The 21201-nt window shown below is 41.4% G+C and carries 19 protein-coding genes, 1 tRNA gene, 2 pseudogenes and 1 riboswitch; of the genes and pseudogenes, 2 read left to right on the top strand and 20 right to left on the bottom strand.

The genetic code is table 11. The annotated features are described in order from the left end of the window. Window positions 1–552 precede the first annotated feature (552 nt). The 13 genes and pseudogenes from BA81_RS20135 to BA81_RS01125 all read right to left on the bottom strand — a co-directional run. Window positions 553–741: pseudogene (locus tag BA81_RS20135) on the bottom strand (DUF4241 domain-containing protein); the annotation flags it as partial. 24 nt (window positions 742–765) lie between these two features. Next, a pseudogene (locus BA81_RS20130) lies at window positions 766–899 on the bottom strand (DUF4241 domain-containing protein); the annotation flags it as partial. A 407-nt stretch (window positions 900–1306) separates the two neighbouring features. Further along, the gene (locus BA81_RS01175; RefSeq protein WP_161522983.1) at window positions 1307–2587 is read right to left on the bottom strand and encodes an RES domain-containing protein; all 1281 of its coding nucleotides are present in this window, start codon (window positions 2585–2587) and stop codon (window positions 1307–1309) included. A 610-nt stretch (window positions 2588–3197) separates the two neighbouring features. After that, window positions 3198–3271, bottom strand: a tRNA-Arg gene (locus tag BA81_RS01170). A 120-nt stretch (window positions 3272–3391) separates the two neighbouring features. Next, window positions 3392–3916: a YfcE family phosphodiesterase gene (locus tag BA81_RS01165; RefSeq protein WP_024427164.1), complete on the bottom strand. Its 525-nt coding sequence runs from the start codon at window positions 3914–3916 to the stop codon at window positions 3392–3394. A 14-nt stretch (window positions 3917–3930) separates the two neighbouring features. Next, window positions 3931–4533: an XTP/dITP diphosphatase gene (locus BA81_RS01160; RefSeq protein ID WP_095409231.1), complete on the bottom strand. Its 603-nt coding sequence runs from the start codon at window positions 4531–4533 to the stop codon at window positions 3931–3933. A 10-nt stretch (window positions 4534–4543) separates the two neighbouring features. Further along, window positions 4544–5272 (bottom strand): ribonuclease PH, encoded by a 729-nt coding sequence (rph, locus tag BA81_RS01155; RefSeq protein WP_034279770.1) that lies wholly within the window; start codon window positions 5270–5272, stop codon window positions 4544–4546. Between the two features lie 151 nt (window positions 5273–5423). Beyond that, entirely contained in the window at window positions 5424–6485 is a 1062-nt protein-coding gene (locus BA81_RS01150) for a GerMN domain-containing protein (RefSeq protein WP_034279767.1), read from the bottom strand. Between the two features lie 102 nt (window positions 6486–6587). Next, a complete protein-coding gene (racE, locus tag BA81_RS01145; protein WP_373271705.1) occupies window positions 6588–7406 on the bottom strand; it encodes a glutamate racemase in 819 nt (272 codons plus the stop codon). 7 nt (window positions 7407–7413) lie between these two features. Continuing rightward, entirely contained in the window at window positions 7414–7854 is a 441-nt protein-coding gene (locus BA81_RS01140; RefSeq protein ID WP_034279763.1) for a MarR family winged helix-turn-helix transcriptional regulator, read from the bottom strand. 149 nt (window positions 7855–8003) lie between these two features. Further along, a complete protein-coding gene (gerE, locus tag BA81_RS01135; protein ID WP_003184172.1) occupies window positions 8004–8228 on the bottom strand; it encodes a spore germination transcription factor GerE in 225 nt (74 codons plus the stop codon). A 205-nt stretch (window positions 8229–8433) separates the two neighbouring features. After that, window positions 8434–9750, bottom strand: a complete 1317-nt coding sequence (locus tag BA81_RS01130; RefSeq protein ID WP_034280734.1) for a CitMHS family transporter — start codon at window positions 9748–9750, stop codon at window positions 8434–8436. 153 nt (window positions 9751–9903) lie between these two features. Further along, a complete protein-coding gene (locus BA81_RS01125) occupies window positions 9904–10764 on the bottom strand; it encodes a LysR family transcriptional regulator (RefSeq protein ID WP_034279759.1) in 861 nt (286 codons plus the stop codon). Between the two features lie 135 nt (window positions 10765–10899). On the opposite strand from BA81_RS01125, the gene BA81_RS01120 reads away from it, so the two are divergent. After that, window positions 10900–12030 (top strand): 2-methylaconitate cis-trans isomerase PrpF family protein, encoded by a 1131-nt coding sequence (locus BA81_RS01120; protein ID WP_034279756.1) that lies wholly within the window; start codon window positions 10900–10902, stop codon window positions 12028–12030. Between the two features lie 226 nt (window positions 12031–12256). Here the strand turns inward: BA81_RS01120 and BA81_RS01115 are convergent, their stop codons facing one another. From BA81_RS01115 to BA81_RS01095, 5 genes are all read right to left on the bottom strand, one after another. Continuing rightward, window positions 12257–12976 (bottom strand): biotin--[acetyl-CoA-carboxylase] ligase, encoded by a 720-nt coding sequence (locus BA81_RS01115; protein ID WP_034279753.1) that lies wholly within the window; start codon window positions 12974–12976, stop codon window positions 12257–12259. 79 nt (window positions 12977–13055) lie between these two features. Then, window positions 13056–13517 carry an acyl-CoA thioesterase gene (locus tag BA81_RS01110; protein ID WP_034279751.1) on the bottom strand — a complete coding sequence of 154 codons (462 nt, stop codon included), beginning with the start codon at window positions 13515–13517 and terminating at the stop codon, window positions 13056–13058. A gap of 121 nt (window positions 13518–13638) precedes the next feature. Beyond that, on the bottom strand, window positions 13639–14403 hold the full coding sequence (sdhB, locus tag BA81_RS01105) for a succinate dehydrogenase iron-sulfur subunit (protein ID WP_034279749.1): 765 nt from the start codon (window positions 14401–14403) through the stop codon (window positions 13639–13641). A gap of 1 nt (window position 14404) precedes the next feature. Beyond that, on the bottom strand, window positions 14405–16165 hold the full coding sequence (gene sdhA, locus BA81_RS01100; protein ID WP_034279746.1) for a succinate dehydrogenase flavoprotein subunit: 1761 nt from the start codon (window positions 16163–16165) through the stop codon (window positions 14405–14407). Between the two features lie 37 nt (window positions 16166–16202). Then, window positions 16203–16811 (bottom strand): succinate dehydrogenase cytochrome b558 subunit, encoded by a 609-nt coding sequence (locus BA81_RS01095; protein WP_034279743.1) that lies wholly within the window; start codon window positions 16809–16811, stop codon window positions 16203–16205. A gap of 283 nt (window positions 16812–17094) precedes the next feature. On the opposite strand from BA81_RS01095, the gene BA81_RS01090 reads away from it, so the two are divergent. Further along, entirely contained in the window at window positions 17095–17538 is a 444-nt protein-coding gene (locus BA81_RS01090) for a YslB family protein (protein WP_024423214.1), read from the top strand. A gap of 154 nt (window positions 17539–17692) precedes the next feature. On the opposite strand, the gene BA81_RS01085 is transcribed toward BA81_RS01090, so the two are convergent. Next, window positions 17693–18928 carry an aspartate kinase gene (locus tag BA81_RS01085; protein WP_034279740.1) on the bottom strand — a complete coding sequence of 412 codons (1236 nt, stop codon included), beginning with the start codon at window positions 18926–18928 and terminating at the stop codon, window positions 17693–17695. Between the two features lie 133 nt (window positions 18929–19061). After that, a riboswitch (Lysine riboswitch) is annotated at window positions 19062–19239 on the bottom strand. A 61-nt stretch (window positions 19240–19300) separates the two neighbouring features. Then, window positions 19301–21073, bottom strand: a complete 1773-nt coding sequence (gene uvrC, locus BA81_RS01080; RefSeq protein ID WP_034279737.1) for an excinuclease ABC subunit UvrC — start codon at window positions 21071–21073, stop codon at window positions 19301–19303. Window positions 21074–21201 lie beyond the last annotated feature (128 nt).

Raw genomic sequence — 21201 nt, 5'->3', positions numbered from 1 at the left:
AGCTTAAATCTTTACTATAAAAAGACACCCAGTTAATTTGGATGCCTGCATAAACTTTTTTGGGTATCTAATGACCCCGGATGCATTTTCTTTTCTGCTTTTGCCCCAATGAAGACAAAATCAATCTAACCCCCACATCGACCTTCCACTCAGCAATGGTCAGATACTTCGTTTTTCTCTTAGTGTTTCGGCGATGATATACATTTCCTCGATTATTTCTCTTAAATCGGAAAGCACTGTTCACTTCCCTCGAATAATTTAAAATTATAAAATTTATATATTTATTATACTCTATTATACAAAAATTAGGTAGTCCTATTTCATAACTGACAAAGTTAATGACATTGGCATTTGATCAACAAACTTCATATCATTCTTTAGTGCTTTTAACTTTTTATCGATAAGAAGAATATTTTTTCGAATATCCATCAACATTTATCCAAAAAAAACGGTTTCTTATTGCAAGTCGGCCAACACTTTATCATTTTTACTATTTTTTGCTGCTAATACTCTATAATCAGAGAACAATAAAAAAGTTGCATGGGTTTCTCATCAGTTCATTATAAAAAAATCCGTCACAAGGCAAGCGGGTTCTCCGCTTCCATCTAGCCCCCAAAAGCTTGGATACATCCCGTCGCCGAAGCCTGTTGTAAACATAGCAATGTCCACCTTGTCATGAAAACGGGTGACGAGCCAGTTCCATGTGTGCTTGTAGTTTTGCTCAAGCGCTTCTGCAAATTCCTCGCAAAGATAGTAGAAATCATTGTCCTCGCATAGGCTACGCGTTCGTCTCTACTTTCTAACTGCTTAATTACAAGTAGAATAGGATATTTCCCTTGAGCAACCTTCCTCGTAAAAGATTGGTCACCTTCTGAAACAAAAGGATCACAGGCAACGATAGACTGCTTGTGATCTTGATATGGCCTAACTGTTTAGCAAATAACCGATCACCTTCACTTCTGGGCTTCTTTTGTTCTTTCCATTTTCAAAAATTAAGTTTGTTGGATCGATGTTGTTTCTTGCGTTAGCCGTGAGACTGATAGCTTAGCCAAGGACTCCTTTCGCCTATACGTATGACTTACGTACACGAAAAACCCGCTACTAATACGTTTATGCCATCGTTTGATTCAACGGACACTATACGCATCAATAACGGGCAAATACGCCTCAGGAGAGATTCGAACTCCCGATCCACAACTTAGAAGGAGTCTGGTTAGAATGCTTCGTATTTTATACGCTACCTATTATTAATAAAATGAAAAGGTTTATACATATTACTTCTCCACAAGTATTTTATAACGAATATCTAAGAAATATCATAATTTGATTTAAAATTAATACTATCGATTTCTCCTTTTACATTAAATGTAAAATCATTCGGGTTAAAAAAAGCAAAGTTATAATAACCCAAGTCACTAGCACCTTCATACTTAATCCCATCGAATCCAATCTCAATACAGCAAATTGCAATAAAGTTAGTAATTAGATAACCTTTCCTAACATTTGTACTTTCTTGGTTTTCTGCTGATAAAAAGCCTTCAAATCCTGTAAATATTCTATCAATATCTAATAAAAATAATTTCCTACAATTATTAAAAGTAGCTACATCTGTAACTTCGTTCTTTTTCGGTTCAATTTCATAAGGAATCCCCTTCAAATCATTTGTGCAATATAATACGGAAATACCTACTGGATTATATCTGCCATGTGAGGTGTCTCCTTTAGGCGGATTCCACATTGTCTCTTGACTATGTTTCTTTTTATCTTTTCCCCTATTTCGACCTCTAAATAACTCCAAACCACGTTCTAATATAAAATAATCTTCTTGCGAGTAAATATTCTCTAATGTTCGATATATTTTTTTACCAATTTCATGTTTATAAGCCAAAAGAGGTTTTTCAAATAGATAATCCTCAAATTCCTTTAATTTTGAAGACTCGATATTAATTTCATATTTCTTGGCAATTTCTGAAAAAGAGTCCTCATCAAATCCCCAAAAGGAATTAATTTCCTCTCTTGTATATATTTTATCAAGAGATTCGAAACTTCCATTATCAGGATCATTTTTTGGATCGTAGCCTGACCCATAGTTACAGTTTGGACATATTAAGTTATCTAAAATTAGATCAAAATACTCTTCAAACACACCATTTTCACTCAAGAAGTCATATACATGCTCTCCTATATGTAAAAAGTTAAGCTCCTCTTTCTCATACTTATATGAAGTGTATTCTATTTCTTGGCCTTCAGAACAGTAAGAGCAGTATTCAATTTTCTCAGATAGAATTTCACCGGCCTTTTCCGCAACTATTCTCATTAGTACTTCCTTTGAACCTTCATCAATTACATAGCATTCCGTTGGTAACAATTCTTCCTCACACTTTGTACAATAATATTCGCCTTCTTCTGCATATCCAACAATATAAATAGGAGGAGATTCATTTAAATCATCAACTTCTATATTTAATGCTTCCATTTGTTCGTCTACATTAAAACAATTTAAACAAATTACTTCCTGCATTTTTCCCACCTCAGTTTTTAAGTTTAAAAACATCTCAACGACTGGTAATGTCAATTCTAATCCCAACATATACCTACTATCAATGTGAATAAAATACCTTTATTTTATATAACATATGAGACTCCTGTCACTTAATGCTTTCATTAATCGTAATATTCATAATTCTTTCTAAAATTAAAATCACATCTAAGTACTCTTGCTTATTAGAATGATTTCATGATTCTATAAAACTTATGACTCACTTCAAGGAAACGTTCTTCCGTAACACCACATAATCTATACTTCTTTTCATTCAAAAAACTGACTCGAATATCCACTCTATGCTGAATATTCGTTACGCTTTGAAAATACTATACATGAAGTGCGTAATCTCTTATGGTACGCTTGTTTCTATTACCGCTAACTTTCATCTGCCTTGTAATGACGTCAAGTTACATTTGAAATCATGATAAAGTCACTTAATACAGCTGATTAATCAATATTTGGTATTGAACGGTAGAGCAAGAAACAGATAATTCCTCAAATAGTCGTATCTTTTTAGGTCATAAAAAAAACCCCTATCGTTAGTAATACAGGGTGATATACGGTATAATTCCTTAAATAACCGTTATACTGACCGTTTCACTAAACGATATAAGAGGTTGATTTGACGGGCTTTAGCACCCGATTTATTATACGTCCCAGGAGAGATTCGAACTCCCGACCGACGGCTTAGAAGGCCGTTGCTCTATCCTGCTGAGCTACTGGGACATGTTGTTATGTAGTGTGCTTTGGTGTATTACCTCAGCGACAAGATTTATTATATTACTATTGTTCTTTAAAGTCAACGGTTTTTCGAAAGTTTTTTCATAAGGGGCAAATGCTGCACCCTTATGAAATACCTTCCAATGTGACAGTGTTTTCGAGGTCTTGTATGACCTGACCTTCGTCCGTGAAAAACTGTACGTTTGCTTCGCTTCCATCTAGTGTCAGTATAGCATAGCTGCGCTCTTTTCGCACTCTTGGCAGGTGCACGCTGCCTGGGTTAATGAGCAGTTTTCCTCTGAGCAGTTCACTGCCTGGAATGTGCGAGTGGCCAAAGCAGATAATGTCTGCGCCCAGCTCTTCTGCACGGTAGTAGACTTGAAGTAAGGATTGTTTGATGCCATGCAGATGTCCGTGAGTGAGAAATAGTTTTCCGCCTCCATCAAGTGGGAGCAGGAGCTCTTCTTCAAAATCGCCCATAAAGTCACAATTTCCTTTGACGACTTTGTATCCTTCGAGTGCTGGGTGGTTCGTTTCGAGTTCTGAATCTCCGCAGTGAATCATCATGTCAACTTCAGCCGCATGCCGTTTGGCAATGGTTTGAAGTTCGTCTGTGAGTCCATGACTGTCACTAATGATGAGTATCTTCATGGCTTCATTCCCCCTTATTCATTTGCGTCTAGCAGTGATGAAAGCTTTTGAAGCGCGACCGCTCGATGGCTGATCTTGTTTTTCTCCTCTGGTGATAACTCGGCCATCGTCTGGTCTTTGTCTTTAACGATGAAAATTGGGTCGTATCCGAAGCCGTTTTCGCCGATTGGTTCCTCTGCGATAAAGCCTTCTACTGATCCTTCTACCGTTTTTGTTTCTTTACCTGGTATGCTGACAGCAAGGGCACATCTGAATCTGGCTGTGCGGTCTTCTTTTTCAATGCCTTGAAGTTCGCTCAGCACTTTTTCCACATTCTCCGCATCGTCTTTATGCTCACCTGCGTATCTCGCTGAATACACGCCAGGTTTTCCGCCCAGATAATCAATCGACAGACCGGAATCGTCTGCAATGACCATTTCACCTGCTTTGGCTTGAATGGCCTCCGCTTTGATGATGGCATTTTCTTCGAAGGTTTGTCCTGTTTCTTCAATTTCTTCAGTAAAGCCAATGTCTGCTAGTGTTTTGACCGTGAATCCTTTCGGCTCAAGAATGGCTTTGAATTCTTTCGCTTTGCCCGCATTGTGCGTTGCAATGATGGCTGTTTTCATCCTGATCAAACCCTTCTCTTTATTCGATGACTTCTCCTGTTACTGCTTTTTGCTTTTCGATTAGTTCTTTGATGCCCTTTTCGGCTAATTCAAGCAGTCCGTTTAGTTGTTCTCTTGAGAATGTCGCTTCTTCTCCTGTTCCTTGAAGTTCAACAAAGCGACCAGCGCCTGTCATGATGACATTCATATCTACTTCAGCAGACGAATCTTCTTCATAGTTTAAATCTAACAGAAGTCCTTGCTGAGAATCAATTCCGACGGATATCGCCGCTAAATAATCAGTAATCGGGTTTTCTTTGATGACTCCTTCAGCTCGTAGCTTTTGAATCGCAAGTGTCATGGCAACAAAAGCACCTGTGATGGATGCTGTGCGTGTGCCGCCGTCTGCTTGAATAACATCACAATCAATCCAAATGGTGCGTTCGCCAAGCTTTTCTAAGTCAACGACTGCGCGGAGTGCTCGTCCAATTAAACGCTGAATCTCCATAGTGCGTCCTGTGACTTTTCCTTTAGATGATTCTCTTATCGTTCTTTGTGCAGTTGCTCTTGGAAGCATGCTATATTCTGCTGTGATCCAGCCTTTTCCTTCTCCTCTTAAAAAAGGAGGTACGCGGTCTTCGATCGATGCGTTACAAATCACCTTCGTATTTCCCGCTGAGATTAAGACAGAGCCTTCTGGGTGCGTGATGTAGCCTGCCTCTATTTCAATTTTTCTCAATTCGTCATATTGTCTTTCATCTAATCTCATGTTTTACCTCCGTTACGATATACATTCCTCGCGAGTGCCAGCGGGGTTCTCCTACTAACTTTGACAACCTCAGCTCGTTCTAATCGCTTGGAATAAAAAAGAGGCAGCGAATATGCATGCCTCTTTTTCTCCATTATATCAATGTGTGACGTTAAAAACTACCTGTATTCACTTGTTCTGGTCGTGAAACCGGCTTTGTGAGCTCTGCTCCTTTTTCGTTCACAAGCTCAGCCTTGCCGTTCACCTTGACAGATACGCTTTTGACGTCCGGCAGCTCGGTTAATGTGAGCACAATGCTATCAAGAACTTTTTGTGAAATGACCTTTTTCTTTTCATCTGCACTGCCAAAAATGGATTCGTTGAAATCAAGTGTCACATGGCCATCTTTTACTTTTGGTACATCATTCAGCTTCACATCTTGATCGAAGTCTGTAAGCAGATGGCTTTTTTTGCTTGGTCCAGAGACGAGCTCATCAATCGCTGCTGTAATCGGATCATCCTCGTCTTTTGGCGCTCTTTTGGTCACCGGAACATAGTACGTCTGTTCATCAGATTCAGCTAAATAGTAAACCGTCACTGGCTTTGTCGCTGTCATATCAGCAGCAGCCTCGTGCTGGATATTAATACCGTCTTCTCTGCTTAAATCATCTGAGATAGGTGTACCGTTCACAGGCATTTCTTTTAGTTCATGTCCATTCATCTTCAATTTGACTTTGGCTATGGAATCAAACTGTGTTAACGTCCAAGTAACAGATTGCAAAATGCGCTGCTCGTCTTCTTTTTTATAGTTTTTAAATTCATTTGAAAAATCGACAACCGCCGTTCCGTCTTTAATATCGACAGATACGCTCGTATCCGCTGGCAACACTGCTCTGAATCCATTCGGCATTAAGTTCGAAATAGGCCCCCCATCCACGAGATATTCAAGGGTTTGTTTGGCACTCCCTTCATTTTTCGGCAATGGAATGGATTGAGATACGACATACCCGTTTTTATCTATTAAATATAATTCTCTCATGACCGTATCTGCCTGCTTCTCTTCTTTTCCTTCTTTGGCTGTTTGTTTATCTTCTTTATTTTCTTTCACATATGTGACGTTTTGTGGCGGGTCAATCTCTGTTTTCGCTTGGTCTGTTTGAAACAATCCGCATCCTGACAAAAGCATGGCTGACGCGATACACGTAACAGCTGCTGTAGATCCTTTTTTCAGCATACTTCACCCTCCTCTAGTAGTTTGTACTACTATGTATACGAGCTCCCCCAGAGGATTAGACCCTTTTCATAAAAAAATAACCCACTTCAAAATAGAAGGGGGTTATTGCTGGTAGATGTGTTCAAGTGACACAGTTTCGACCTTCCCTGGCAGGTAGCCAAACCAGTCACGAGCGATGTTTTGAAAATTTTGCTGCTGCCCCGTTGTGTAAAATGTATGGACAGGCGCTTCTTTAGAGGTATTTAACAGCCCTTTATATGAAAGAATCGTACTCGCTTCTCTCGCTGTCTCGTCCCCTGATGAAATGATGCTGACATCACTGCCCATAAAGCGCTGAATCGGCTCTTTTAAAATTGGATAGTGTGTGCAGCCAAGAATAAGTGTGTCAATTCCTGTCTCTTTCATCGGTTCAAGGGAATCTTTCACCACTGCCTCTGCTGTCTGATCTAAAAACGTACCGCTTTCCACAAATGGGACAAGGAGCGGACACGCCAGACTTTGAACTGTTAGACCTGCTTTTAGTGACAGCAGCGCTTCTTTGTATGCCTCGCTTTTGATCGTATTGACTGTGCCAATAACGCCAATATGCTGGTTGTTCGTCACTTTAATTGCTGTACGGGCGCCAGGCTGAATGACGCCAATAACCGGAATATCAAGCGTTGCTTTAATTTCATCCAGTGCGATCGCTGTTGCTGTGTTGCATGCAATGACGAGCATTTTAATATGGTGGTGTTTTAGTAAGTAGTGTGCCATTTCCCATGTATATTGAAGAACTTCTTCTTCTTTCCTTGGGCCATATGGACATCGTTTTGTATCGCCTACATAAATGATTTTTTCTTTTGGCAGTTGTCTCATGATTTCCTTTGCAACGGTTAAACCGCCGACGCCGGAATCAATGACGCCGATTGGTTGATCCAACAAAATCGCCTCATTTTCTTTTCATTTGCTGCTGTAGTTTCGTTAAGGATTGGTTGAAAACGATGGCTTCTTCTTCTGAGAAAGCCTCTAGAAGTTCACTGACGTATTCTTGGCGTTTAGCAATCACTTCTTGAATGATCCGCTCGCCTTCAGGCAATAAATGAATGCGAACCACGCGGCGGTCAGATGGATCTTTCACCCGTTCGACAAGTTCACTTTTTTCCATTCTATCAATTAAATCAGTGGTTGTACTGCAAGCCAAGTACATCTTTTGTGACAGCTCGCCTATTGTCATATCTCCGAATTCATAAAGCCACTGAAGCCCAATGAATTGTGGAGGTGTAATCGTATATTGATTCAGGATTTCTCTGCCTTTTTGCTTAATAATTGCGGCAATGTGACGCAATGATTTTTCAATCTCTGCAACATGGCCTGACTCATTCGTTTCCATTTAATTGATACCTCACTATAGCATCTCACTTTGATTAAAACGTACATGTCTATTTTCCTCGTTTTTCAAAGAAAATGCAAGAAGAGACTCATGGAAACCATATAGAAATAACCGGTTCCTTCCCGATATGGAAGGAAAACCGGCTGACTTTAGAGCTCTAGCTCACCCATACGCAGAAGCTCGACTACAGCCTGTGAACGGCCTTTGACTCCTAGCTTTTGCATGGCATTCGAAATGTGATTTCGAACAGTCTTTTCGCTAATAAAAAGCTCGCTTGCAATTTCTTTTGTTGTTTTATCTTGGACGAGCAATTCGAATACTTCTCTTTCTCTTTTGGTTAATAGCGGCTTGGATTGAAACTCTTTCTCCTTCAAGTATTGTAACCCTCCTTGCTAAGGTGAGAGCTCTAGTCTCTATAGAATGGGATTCTGTATAGTCGAGATATCATATGCCGGGTGCCTGAGGTAGGTGACGTTAAAATCAAGAAATCCCGCATATCAGCGTCCAATTTCTGCGCTTTCATCCACGCAAAAAAGGACGTGCCTCTTCCCCGAGACATCGTCCTTTTTTGCGTGGTATTTAAAAGATTGAAATGGCGCCTGTTAACAATGCAATAAGTGTTGTAAAAATGGCAGTTAACACGGTCCATAGCAGTGCATATTTTTGCAAATCACCAATATCTTTGTTCAGCATACTGACAAGCAGCAGTGTTGAAGCGACAAGCGGACTCAGTAAGTGGACAGGCTGCCCTATGATAGAGGCACGTGCAATTTCCACCGGATCAATTCCGTAAGCTGCGCCGGCTTCAGCCAAGATTGGCAGCACCCCGAAATAGTAAGCATCGTTTGAAAGCACAAATGTAAATGGCATACTCGTCAAAGCCACAATCAGCGGGAAAAATGAGCTGTAGGAATCCGGAATCATGTAAATGACCAAATTGGCAATGGACTCAACCATTTTTGTTCCAGAAAAGATCCCTGTGAAAATCCCTGCTGCAAATACAAGTGTGATAACCGTTAATGCGTTGCCTGCATGAGATAAAATTCGCTCGCGTTGATCTTCAACCTTTGGATAGTTGATCATAAGAGCGATGACAAATCCAATTAAAAAGAGTACAGGAATTGGTATGATATCCATGACGAGTGTGACCATGACAGCAACTGTAAGGAAGAAGTTAATCCAAATCAGATTCGGTCTCTTGATATCGGCTACTCCATCTTCAATTGACGCAGCCAATTCAGGAGAAATGGACACCTCTTTTTTGTGCTGAATTTCTGCAATCCCAATCCGTTTTCTTTCTTTTTTCCCAAGTACATAAGCAGTAAAAAGTATAAAAAGACCGCCTCCAACCATCGTTGGGAGTAATGGAATGAAAAATTCGCCTGCATCTAATCCAAGCGCCGCGATTGCACGAGTAGCCGGACCGCCCCATGGCGTCATTCCGCTCATAATTCCTAATGATAATAATGAAATTGTTCCTAAAATTAATGGGTTCATCCCGATTCTTAAGAAAAGTGGCAGCATCGCTGATACGGTAATCATGTACGTTGTTGTTCCGTCACCATCTAATGCAACAAGCATAGACAAAATTGCTACCCCAAAAGCAATTTTGACAGGATCACCTTTTACAATACGTAGAATGAGTTTAATCAGAGGATCAAACAATCCAGCATCCAGCATGACACCGAAGAATAAAATCGCAAATAACAATAAAGCAGCTGATGGTGCAACAGTTTTCAGTCCATCAAGCATCATGTCCCCTAACCCTTTGTTAAAGCCGCCGATCAATGCAAATATGATAGGTACAACGGTTAGAGCCACCACCGGATGCATACGTTTTGTCATAATGAGAAATGTAAATGTCAAGACCATCAAGATCCCTAAAATAGCTAGCACTTTATATCCCTCCATCCTCTTCTTTACATGATCTGCAAGCGCCCCCTTGCACTTGCGATCTATATGTTAGCGCTTTCTATTTCAAGGATATAATAGCTTTTTTTATAATGAAAATATCGATTTTTTCGCTTATTCAATAAATTTCTTTTATAATCAACCTTGCTGATTTCTTAAAAACTCAATGAACGCTTTCACCACAGACAAATGAAGTGAGTCTGGCTGGTACATGAGCCATGTATCTCTTAAAACAGGCTGTCCATCTTTATACGAAAGTCCTTTTACAAATAACTCATCACTTGGTCTGAGGCAAATTTCTGGGACAATGGCATAGCCTAAACCATGCTTCACCATCTCTTTTGATGTATCCTGACGGTCTGTCTCCATCGTGACAAGCGGAGGCATTGTGAATGTTTCCTGCCACCATCTGTTAATCAGCCGTTTTAATGAACTGTCTGTATGATAGTCAATGAGCGGCAGATTCGGGAGATCCTTTAGCTGAATCTCTGATTTTGAAATAATGCAAAGACGCTCTTTATCAAGCAAAAAACGCTCTCCATTCCAGTCATAATCACCTCTTAAAATCCCTAAATGCACACTTGATGTTCCTAATAAATCCATTACCTTTGTGCTCCAGCCTGTGTTGACCATAAATTGAACATGTGGATACTGCTTAGAAAATTCTTTTAATATTTCTGGTAGTTTATATTGGGCAAAGTTACTTGAGACCCCTAACCGGATCGTTCCTTTGACCTTTTTTTGCATATTGAGCATGCCATCTTTCGTTTGATGCAGCTGTTTGAGCATGTCATTTGCGTATTTAGCCAAGTATTCGCCCTCTGATGTAAATTCAATTCCTCGTTTTCTTTTAAAGAAAAGCTTCATATCAAACTCCTCTTCAAGCTGTTTCAATCGATAGCTTAAGGCAGGCTGAGAGACAAATAATTTTTCTGCCGCTTTTGTGATGTTCTTTTCTTCATAAAGCACCTTTAAAAACCGCCAATCTTTTTCATCCATTGTATGCCCTCCTTTTTTACTAATTATAAAATATTTTTATTGATTTCTCTTAAAATAATGTATTTAACTTATTTCTTATTATACTTTACCATTTTGGTTAGATAAACAGTTCATTAAAAATTGAGGGTGAGAGTCATGAGAAAAGTTCCAATCACAATCATGCGAGGCGGTACAAGCAAAGGGGTATTCATTCACGCAAACAATGCACCATATGAACACGATGAGCTCGAGGCATTTCTATTAGACATTATGGGCAGCCCTGACCGGCTGCAGGTCGATGGGATCGGCGGCGGTAATTCTTTAACAAGCAAAGTGGCCATTATCGATAAAGCCACACGCCCGGATGTGGATGTGAACTACACATTTGCACAGGTCAGTATTAATGAGAGATATGTCGACTTTAAAGGAAACTGCGGGAACATCTCATCAGCCGTTGGGCCGTATGCGATCATTAAAGGACTTGTTCAAGCGGTTGAGCCCATTACGACTGTGCGTATTCTCAATACCAATACAAATAAAGTCATTACGGCAGAGGTCGAAGTCGAAAATGGGGAAGTAAAATTTGAAGGACAGGCAGAAATTCCAGGCGTAAAAGGAACCGGTTCTCCCATTTATTTATCCTTTGAGAAACCTGAAGGCGCTGTCACAGGTAAAACCTTTCCGACTGGAAACAAAATGGATACGATTCAAACAAAATTTGGAGAGATTCCTATCTCGATCATTGACATTGCAAATCCAATTGCCTTTATTCGTGCCAAGGATATTCAATTAAAAGGAACTGAATTACCTGAAGAGTTTACAGATGAATTACTGGATGATTTAGAAGAAATCCGTTCTCTCGCTGCTGAAATGTGTCACTTTGCACCAAAAGAAATGGCCACATTACAGTCTCCAGCTGTTCCAAAGCTTGCGCTCATCAGCGAGCCTGCTGATTATGTAGATACAAATGGAATCTTGAGACGAGCAGAAGATATGGACATCATCGTTCGTATGCTATCAATGCAAAGACCGCACCAAGCACTTGCCATTACCGGCTCTGTCTGCGTGACAGCCAGCTGTTTCCTGGATGAAACGCTTCCTTCTCAGCTGTTCCAAGGTCAAGATGACACCCTTCGTATTGGGCATCCTGCCGGGATTATGCAAACGGAAATTGACATCTCTCAAAACAGAGTCAAAGTCATTCGAACGGCAAGAGAAATTCTAGACGGAGTTGTTTTCACAAAACAAGACTATGTGATTCAGCCTCATATTAAAAGAGAAGCTTAAAGCAGACGAGAACATCGTCTGCTCAGATTGTTGACAAAGGGCTAAAATGATCTTGATTTTAGCCCTTTGTCTTCTTTTCAGCGTGATAGAAAACCTTTGCAGCCCTAGGAAGGACGAGCACAGGAGCGGAGCGAATTTGACATTCGCGAGCACCGGAGCGCAGACCTGACAACGAATGCAGGGGTTTGTCTACACGCTGAGCAGACGAGAATATCGTCTGCTTTTTTTAATGCTGAAGCGGTGCATCTATATCTCCGGCAGAATGAGCTTTTATCTGCCCTTTCTCATCTTTGAGCTGGAGATGACCGTAGCGGTTGACTCCGCAGCAAATGCCCTCTTCCCATGTTTGTTTTTCACGGTCTAACGAAATCCGCAGCGGTTTATGAAGACGATATAATCGTTTGTTGTAGAGGGCCGTGAGTGCTTCAAACCCTTCATTCTTCCAGCGTGTATGATATTTTTCAAAAGCGGCGGCAAGTTCTTTCACAAGCTGATCAGCTTTTACCTCTGTAAGCTCTGATAGGCAAATGGTTTTGTACGGAACATGCTCTGGCTTTGTCTTCACATTGATGCCAACCCCGATATAAATGGCGGTACGGTCCGCTTCAATCAATGTGCCTGATACCTTTGCTTCATTGATGAGAATATCATTTGGCCATTTGATCGCCAGCTGATCCTCAGCCCTGATGAGAGGTTTGAGTACATCGTAGATCGCTAGTGCCGTCAGCGGAGCGATCGTTGACTGGGTGGAGAGTTCTTCTGGCGGCAAAACTGTCATGGTCACAGCGACATTCCCTGCAGGCGTTTCCCACGGTCTGCCCAGCCTGCCTCTTCCTTCTGTCTGCTGATGTGCATAGACAGCAAATGAAGGTTTTTCTCCTTTTTGCATAAGCCTTTTTGCTTCATTATTTGTACTATCAATGGTGTCATATTGAAAAATCTTCATGTGTTCTCCTTTTGTTTCTTCTTGATATGATCCTTTTATTATAACAAAATGAAGCTTACACGATGATGAGGGCTCTATGTTACTTATTTCGTTGAGCTTGAAATGTCTCTTTTTCTTCCTCTGTAAATGGGACAGATGCGCCTGTTTCTTTATTAATTTGCACCATGGTGACTGAGCCTGTAAAGCATGGTTCCTGCTTTTCGTTTTCTCCTAAATAATGAAGGATGAGTGAGCTTGATCCGACTTTTTCTGGCTTTACATACACACGAAGCCGCTCCCCTATCTCCACCTGTTTGATGTAATCACATTGCAGGTTTGCCACGACTGTAATCGTCTCTTTCACACGTTTCATTCGTTTATCCACAATTCCTGTTTTTTGAAAAAAGGCAATCCGTGCTTCTTCAAAATACACAAAAGGGGTGACATTGTTCATATGGCCGAACATATCCGTTTCTGAAAAACGGACAGTCGTTTCGACATAAAATCGAAAAGATGCTCTCCATTCATCAAATGGTTCCTCAATATATGATGGAAGTCTCACTTCATCATCTCCTTATTCATCAATAAACGCCTCTCCCATATTGGAAGAGGCGTTTATTTTGTGTTCCATCCAGCCTCTTTTAAACACTCATCATGATTGGCAAAGAGGACTGAATGTGATGTTATTCTGCGTGATCGCTTCCGAAGAAGTTACGGAAAGCTTGTAATGTTGTATCTCGGTTAAGTGCTGCAATTGACGTTGTCAGCGGGATTCCTTTCGGACAAGCCTGCACACAGTTTTGAGAGTTCCCGCAGTTCGCAAGACCGCCGTCTCCCATAATTTCTTCTAGACGGTCAGACTTATTCATCGCACCTGTCGGATGTGCGTTAAATAGACGAACTTGCGAAAGCGGTGCAGGGCCCATAAAGGAAGACTTATCATTTACGTTTGGACAAGCTTCAAGGCAGACACCACATGTCATACATTTAGAAAGCTCATACGCCCATTGACGTTTTTTCTCAGGCATTCTTGGTCCAGGTCCAAGATCATATGTGCCATCGATCGGCACCCATGCTTTTACTTTTTTCAAGGAGTTGAACATGCGGCTTCTATCAACCTGCAAGTCTCTCACGACCGGGAATGTCTTCATCGGCTGAAGACGGATCGGCTGATCTAACTTGTCAATCAAGGCTGTACATGACTGGCGCGGTTTTCCATTAATGACCATGGAACAAGCTCCGCACACCTCTTCAAGACAGTTCATGTCCCAGTTGATCGCCGTTGTTTTTTCACCTTGTTTATTGACCGGGTTACGTCTAATTTCCATGAGTGCGGAAATGACGTTCATATTTGGGCGGTAGGGGATTTCGAATTCCTCATCATAAGGCTTTCCATCTGCTGTATCTTGACGTGTGATAATGAATTGAATTGTGTTTTTTTCACTCATCTTATTTCTCCACCTTTTTCTTCGAGTAATCTCGTTTACGAGGTGCAATTAACGATACATCGACGTCCTCATAGTGGAATGCAGGCTTTTGATTTTTCCCTTTGAACGTAGCCATCGTTGTTTTAAGGAATTCTTCATCGTTTCTTTCTGGGAATTCCGGTTTATAGTGTGCGCCTCGGCTTTCATTCCGGTTATATGCCCCGATCGTAATGACTCTTGCCAGCTGAAGCATGTTGTCAAGCTGACGTGTGAAGGCAGCGCCTTGGTTGCTCCATGATGCGGTATCATTGATGTTGATCTTCTTGTAGCGCTCCATTAGTTCTTCGATCTTCTGATCTGTTTTTAAGAGTTTGTCATTGTAACGAACCACTGTCACGTTATCCGTCATCCATTCTCCAAGCTCTTTATGAAGCACGTAGGCATTTTCTGTTCCGTCCATGCTGAGGATGTTGTCCCATTTCTCCTGCTCTTTCTTCACGGCGCTGTCAAATAGTGCAGAAGAAAGGTCTTCCGCAGATTTTTCAAGACCGCTAATGTACTTCACCGCATTTGGTCCAGCGACCATTCCGCCGTAAATCGCAGAAAGAAGTGAGTTTGCACCAAGTCTGTTTCCGCCGTGCATTGAGTAATCACATTCTCCGGCAGCGAATAGACCTTTGATATTCGTCATTTGATCATAATCGACCCATAATCCGCCCATTGAGTAATGAACAGCTGGGAAGATTTTCATCGGCAGCTTACGCGGGTCGTCACCCATGAATTTTTCATAGATTTCAATGATTCCGCCAAGCTTAATATCAAGCTCTTTTGGATCTTTGTGAGAAAGATCGAGATATACCATGTTCTCTCCGTTGATGCCAAGCTTTTGCTCGACACATACGTCAAAGATTTCACGCGTTGCAATGTCACGCGGTACAAGGTTCCCGTATGCTGGGTATTTTTCTTCAAGGAAGTACCAAGGCTTCCCGTCTTTATACGTCCAAACACGTCCGCCTTCACCACGAGCCGATTCACTCATGAGACGAAGCTTGTCATCTCCTGGGATCGCTGTCGGGTGAATTTGAATGAATTCTCCATTTGCATAATGCGCACCTTGCTGATAGACGATGGACGCAGCAGACCCAGTGTTAATCATGGAGTTCGTTGATTTACCGAACACGATTCCAGGACCGCCTGTTGCCATGATGACTGCATCTGAACGGAAGGATTCAATTTCCATTGTCGTCAAGTTCTGCGCGACAATCCCGCGGCACACTTCCTCGTCATCTAAAACAGCGCCAAGGAATTCCCAGCCTTCATATTTCGTGACAAGTCCTGCTACTTCATAGCGGCGAACCTGCTCATCCAGTGCGTATAATAGCTGCTGGCCTGTTGTAGCTCCAGCAAACGCTGTACGGTGGTGCTGTGTTCCCCCGAAACGGCGGAAGTCCAATAATCCCTCTGGTGTTCTATTAAACATAACACCCATACGATCAAGTAAATGGATAATGGACGGCGCTGCTTCACACATTGCCTTTACTGGCGGCTGGTTGGCTAAGAAATCTCCGCCGTATACCGTGTCATCAAAATGCTCATAAGGTGAATCCCCTTCACCTTTTGTATTAACCGCTCCGTTGATTCCGCCCTGTGCACATACAGAATGCGAACGTTTCACAGGTACGATTGAAAATAGTTGAACAGCTGTTCCCGCTTCTGCTGCTTTAATAGTTGCCATGAGACCAGCTAAGCCGCCTCCGACAACGATGATGCTAGAATTACTCATTGTAGCCCCTCTCCCTCTTCTACTAATCTATTTCCTCTTAAACAAAAGCGAAAATTGCTCTTAGCCCTACATATGAAAGCGCTATAAATATACCTAATGTCACATATGTGGAGATTCGTTGTGAGCGTGATGAAACAGTAATTCCCCAGCTGACAGCAAATGACCACAAGCCATTAGCAAAGTGGAAAATAGTAGATAAAACGCCGACAATATAGAAGCCTAGCATAAATGGAGAGCTTAAAATATTCGCCATCATGTCATAGTTGACTTCAGCTCCAAGCTGAGCTTGAATTCGTGTTTCCCATACGTGCCAAGAGACAAAAATCAATGTGATAATACCTGAAATCCTTTGCAGTCTGAACAGCCAGTTTCTTAAGTAACTGAAGCGAGACGTGTTGTTTTGTGCCGTAAAGGCTATGTACACCCCATAAACAGCATGATAGATCAGTGGTAAGAAAATCACGAACAGCTCAAGTGCATATCTGAAAGGAAGCTGTTCCATAAAGTGTGCAGCTTTGTTAAACGCCTCAGGTCCATTCGTCGCAAAGTGGTTAACCACTAAGTGCTGTATTAAAAATAGACCGACCGGAATGACGCCAAGCAAAGAATGCAATCTCCGATAAAAAAATTCTTTGTTCCCCGACATTACTTTACCCCCTAGTAAAAAAAGTGCAATTGCTTGAAAATTGTCTTACCCCCGCTTCTTTCAATTGTAAGCACTTTATTCAAATTTATTGACAATTTCATTTTACTCCTATGTCAAAAAAGCGTCAAGAAACCGCGTACATAAATTAAAATTTTCCGAAATTTAAAAGTTTTAAATCAAAATTCGTTTTACTACAATAAGAATTTCTTAGACTTCAGGGAAAACTCTGTCATCATATGCCCACATAAGCTATAATAAATTGTTGAAAGAGGGGAGCCGTACAATGAATAAATTCGAATCTAACTTAGAACAGCTAAAAGAAATTGAAGTCAATGGATTTGCCTACGAGCTGATACGCGAAGTTCTGCTGCCTGATATTCTTGGTCAGGACCATTCATCTATGATGTATTTTGCGGGTAAACTGCTTGCTCGTAAATTTCCTCAAGAGTCATGGGAGAAGATCCCCGAATTTTTCCATGATGCCGGATGGGGGACTCTCACAATGGTCCATTCGAAAAAACAGGAAATTGAGTTTGAGCTCGAAGGTCCACTAGTATCAAATCGACTCACCTATCAAAAGGAGCCATGCTTTCAGATGGAAGCGGGTTTTATTGCTGAACAAATTCAGCTTCTGAATGAGCACGTGGCTGAATCCTATGAACAAGTGAAAAAGCGTGCTGAGAAAGTCATTTTAACCGTTAAATGGGATTTAAGAGACCCTAGCTAATACTCTTGATAAAAGGCGCGGACTTCAGGTCACGCCTTTTTTATATGTCTACATCTATCATAGCATACTTAATGAATGGGTTTACGCCCGTTTCAGCCGATTCCATATAGAAAAAAGAGGCGACCCTCTTTCATGAGAGCACCTCTTTACCTTTTTAAGAATGAGCAGCGGCGCTCACCTTTGATAAATCAAACGCATCATGCAGCGCTTCAACCGCTTTGACCATATCATCACGGCCGACCACTGTTGAGACTTTGATTTCAGACGTACTGACCATTTTCACTTGAATGTCTTTTTGCGCTAACACAGCAAACATTTCAGCAGCTACGCCTGGGTTTGAGACCATTCCAGATCCCACGATGGATACTTTCGCTAATTTGCTTTCTGTCTCAATCTGCTCGTAGCCAAGCGCCCCTTTATATTCTTCTAATACTTCAACTGTTTTGGACAAATCATCCGTTTTGACAGAGAAAGAGATCGACGTCTGATTGGTGCTTGTGACAGACTGAATGATGATATCAACATTGATATTCTGTTTCGCAAGCGTCGTAAAAATGGTCGATAATGTTGTTAAACCGCTTGAAAGTCCGCACACTGTCACACGTGTAATCTGATCTTCAAATGCAATGCCTCTGACGACTAAATTTTGTTCCATGGATGATTCCTCCTCAATTAACGTACCCGATTCATTTTCAATACTAGAACGGACTTCTAGCGGGACTTGATAATTTTTCGCAAATTCAACAGCTCTTGGATGCAGAACGCCAGCTCCTAAATTAGCCAGCTCAAGCATCTCATCGTATGAAATGCCTGCAAGTTTCCGCGCAGATGGTACATAACGCGGATCTGTTGTAAACACTCCTGGTACATCTGTGTAAATATCACATTTATCAGCTTTTAGTGCGGCAGCCAGTGCCACAGCAGTCGTATCTGATCCGCCGCGGCCAAGTGTTGTGATATGTAAGTCATCTGCAATTCCTTGGAAGCCTGCCACAACAACAACTTTCCCCGCACTTAATTCCTCTTTTATTCTTGATTCATCAATGTCCACGATTCTTGCATTTCCGTGTACATGCTCTGTTTTCATACCAGCCTGCCAGCCTGTAAAGGAAATGGCATCATAACCTCTTCTTTGGAGCGCCATCGCTAATAATGAAATGGTCACCTGCTCACCAGTTGCGAGCAGCATATCCATCTCTCTTTTGCTTGGATCGTCTGTGAGTTCTTTCGCTAAGTCTACTAGAACATCCGTTGATTTGCCCATCGCTGATACAACCACAACCACATCATGTCCTGCCTCGCGTTCAGCGATCACTCTCTCTGCGGCATTGCGAATTTTTTCTGCCGACCCAACGGAAGTTCCGCCAAATTTTTGTACAATTAGTCCCATGTCTACCACCCTTTTTCAAAAGTTCACGTGTGAGAGAAGAGGCAGCTTTGGAGACTGTCCGCTCACTGCAAATAAAAAAGCAATGAGAGAACAAATCTCCCATTGCTTTAAAATCATCATTAAACGATGCAAACAATGAGATAGCCCTCCAAGAAATGAATTCTTGACAGCCCTACATTTCTTCAATGTACAGCCAGCGAATAAAATGAGTGGATTTTATTCACTTCGGCGACGCTCCCCTTTCAGCCCTCTTCTTAGATCCCATCGATCTCCGAAGGCTTACTCTTGAAGTTCGCACCTCTATCTTCAACAAACAACACGTTCATTTATTAAATTAGTCACATCTTAACAGACTTTCGGTAAAAGTACAATCTATTTTTTTAATGCTTCCATTAAAAGTTCAGTCGTCTGTTTCGGAATGCCAGCCTCCTGAAAGTCTTGGATAGAGGCTTCTTTCATCTTTTTCACAGAGCCAAAATGTTTGAGGAGCTGTTTTTTACGTTTCTCTCCGATACCTGGTACATCGTCTAAAATAGACTGGAATGCATTTTTTCCGCGCAGCTGCCGGTGAAAGCTAATGGCGAACCTATGCACTTCATCTTGAATGCGCTGCAATAAGTAAAAGGCCTGGCTATTCCGCTCCAGCGCAACAATTTCAAGTGTATCTCCCATCATGAGATTCGATGTCCGGTGTTTTTCATCTTTTACAAGACCTGCGACTGGGACAGACAGATTCAATTCATTTTCAAGCACATCGATGGCTGCGTTGATTTGTCCTTTTCCTCCGTCAATTAAAATTAAATCTGGCAGCGGCAGTTCATCCTTTAACACGCGGGTATATCGTCTTCTAATGACTTCACGCATGGATGCATAGTCATCTGGCCCTGAGACGGTTTTAATTTTGTATTTTCGGTATTCCTTTTTATAGGGTTTTCCGTCCTGAAAGACGACCATGGCAGAAACCGGGTCTGCTCCTTGAATATTTGAGTTATCAAATGCCTCGATTCTGTATGGCATATAAATATTAAGTGCATCCCCGAGCTGTTTCACCGCACCAATTGTCCGCTCTTCATCACGCTCAATGAGCGAAAATTTTTCTTTTAAGGCGATTTTGGCATTTTGATGGGCAAGTAAAAGTAAATCCTTTTTCTTTCCTTTTTTCGGCTGGTGAACGTTCGTCTCAAGCAATTGCTCAATCATCTCTTGATCGACACTGTCAGGCACCAAAATTTCCTTCGGCAGAAAATGGTTGTTCTTTTCATAAAATTGCCCCATAAACGTGAGGAACTCTTCCTCAGGGTCCTGATACATTGGAAACAGGCTGACATCACGTTCAATCAATTTCCCCTGTCTGATGAAGAAAACTTGGACACACATCCAGCCTTTATCATAGGCATAGGCAAAGACATCTCGATCTGATAAATCACTCATCGTCATTTTCTGTTTTTCCATCGTTGAGTCGATATATGCGATTTGGTCTCTTAGTTCTTTTGCCCGTTCAAACTCTAAATTTTCAGCAGCTTCCTGCATCTTTTCGGTGAGTTCTTTTTTGATTTGCTGATGTCCTCCGTTTAGAAACCTTGTGATTTCATCCACGAGCTGCTTATTCGTTTCCTCGGAAATGTCATACACACATGGCGCAAGACATTGTCCAAGGTGATAATAAAGACAGACCCGGTCAGGAAGAGTGGCACATTTTCTCAGTGGATATAAGCGGTCGAGCAGCTTTTTTGTTTCTCGAGCTGCTTGTACGTTTGGGTATGGACCGAAATATTTTCCTTTGTCCTTTTTTACATTGCGGGTGACGATCAGCTTAGGATGGCGTTCATTCGTAATTTTTATAAATGGATACGTCTTGTCATCCTTGAGCATGACATTGTATTTTGGGTCATATTTTTTGATTAAATTCAGCTCTAAAATGAGCGCCTCGATATTAGAAGAGGTGACAATGTATTCAAAGTCTTCAATTTCACTGACAAGCCGCTGCGTTTTGGCGTCATGTGATCCAGTGAAATAAGAGCGCACCCTATTTTTTAAAACCTTTGCCTTTCCCACATAAATGATCGTATTTTGTCTATCTTTCATTAAGTAACAGCCTGGTTGATCCGGCAGGACTGACAGCTTTTCTTTGATTAGTTTGTTCATCTTTTCATCCGTCCTTGTTTTCCTCTTTCACTCCTTCTAGTGTATCACGAACATTTGTTTTATACCATGTTGAAAGAAAAGCGGCTCTCGTCTTTACGAGAACCGCTTCAATGATTATGCCGCTTGAG

Source organism: Bacillus safensis FO-36b, from assembly GCF_000691165.1.
GTDB classification, from domain to species: Bacteria; Bacillota; Bacilli; order Bacillales; family Bacillaceae; genus Bacillus; species Bacillus safensis.
This window is presented reverse-complemented; position numbering and strand designations above follow the sequence as displayed.

Bases quoted from the DNA above. Each gene is read 5' to 3' on its own strand.
- BA81_RS01165 (WP_024427164.1), bottom strand. From the start codon at position 3,916: ATGAAGATACTCATCATTAGTGACAGTCATGGACTCACAGACGAACTT.
- rph (WP_034279770.1), bottom strand. From the start codon at position 5,272: ATGAGATTAGATGAAAGACAATATGACGAATTGAGAAAAATTGAAATA.
- BA81_RS01150 (WP_034279767.1), bottom strand. From the start codon at position 6,485: ATGCTGAAAAAAGGATCTACAGCAGCTGTTACGTGTATCGCGTCAGCC.
- BA81_RS01140 (WP_034279763.1), bottom strand. From the start codon at position 7,854: ATGGAAACGAATGAGTCAGGCCATGTTGCAGAGATTGAAAAATCATTG.
- BA81_RS01125 (WP_034279759.1), bottom strand. From the start codon at position 10,764: ATGGATGAAAAAGATTGGCGGTTTTTAAAGGTGCTTTATGAAGAAAAG.
- BA81_RS01120 (WP_034279756.1), top strand. From the start codon at position 10,900: ATGAGAAAAGTTCCAATCACAATCATGCGAGGCGGTACAAGCAAAGGG.
- BA81_RS01115 (WP_034279753.1), bottom strand. From the start codon at position 12,976: ATGAAGATTTTTCAATATGACACCATTGATAGTACAAATAATGAAGCA.
- sdhB (WP_034279749.1), bottom strand. From the start codon at position 14,403: ATGAGTGAAAAAAACACAATTCAATTCATTATCACACGTCAAGATACA.
- sdhA (WP_034279746.1), bottom strand. From the start codon at position 16,165: ATGAGTAATTCTAGCATCATCGTTGTCGGAGGCGGCTTAGCTGGTCTC.
- BA81_RS01095 (WP_034279743.1), bottom strand. From the start codon at position 16,811: ATGTCGGGGAACAAAGAATTTTTTTATCGGAGATTGCATTCTTTGCTT.
- BA81_RS01090 (WP_024423214.1), top strand. From the start codon at position 17,095: ATGAATAAATTCGAATCTAACTTAGAACAGCTAAAAGAAATTGAAGTC.
- BA81_RS01085 (WP_034279740.1), bottom strand. From the start codon at position 18,928: ATGGGACTAATTGTACAAAAATTTGGCGGAACTTCCGTTGGGTCGGCA.
- uvrC (WP_034279737.1), bottom strand. From the start codon at position 21,073: ATGAACAAACTAATCAAAGAAAAGCTGTCAGTCCTGCCGGATCAACCA.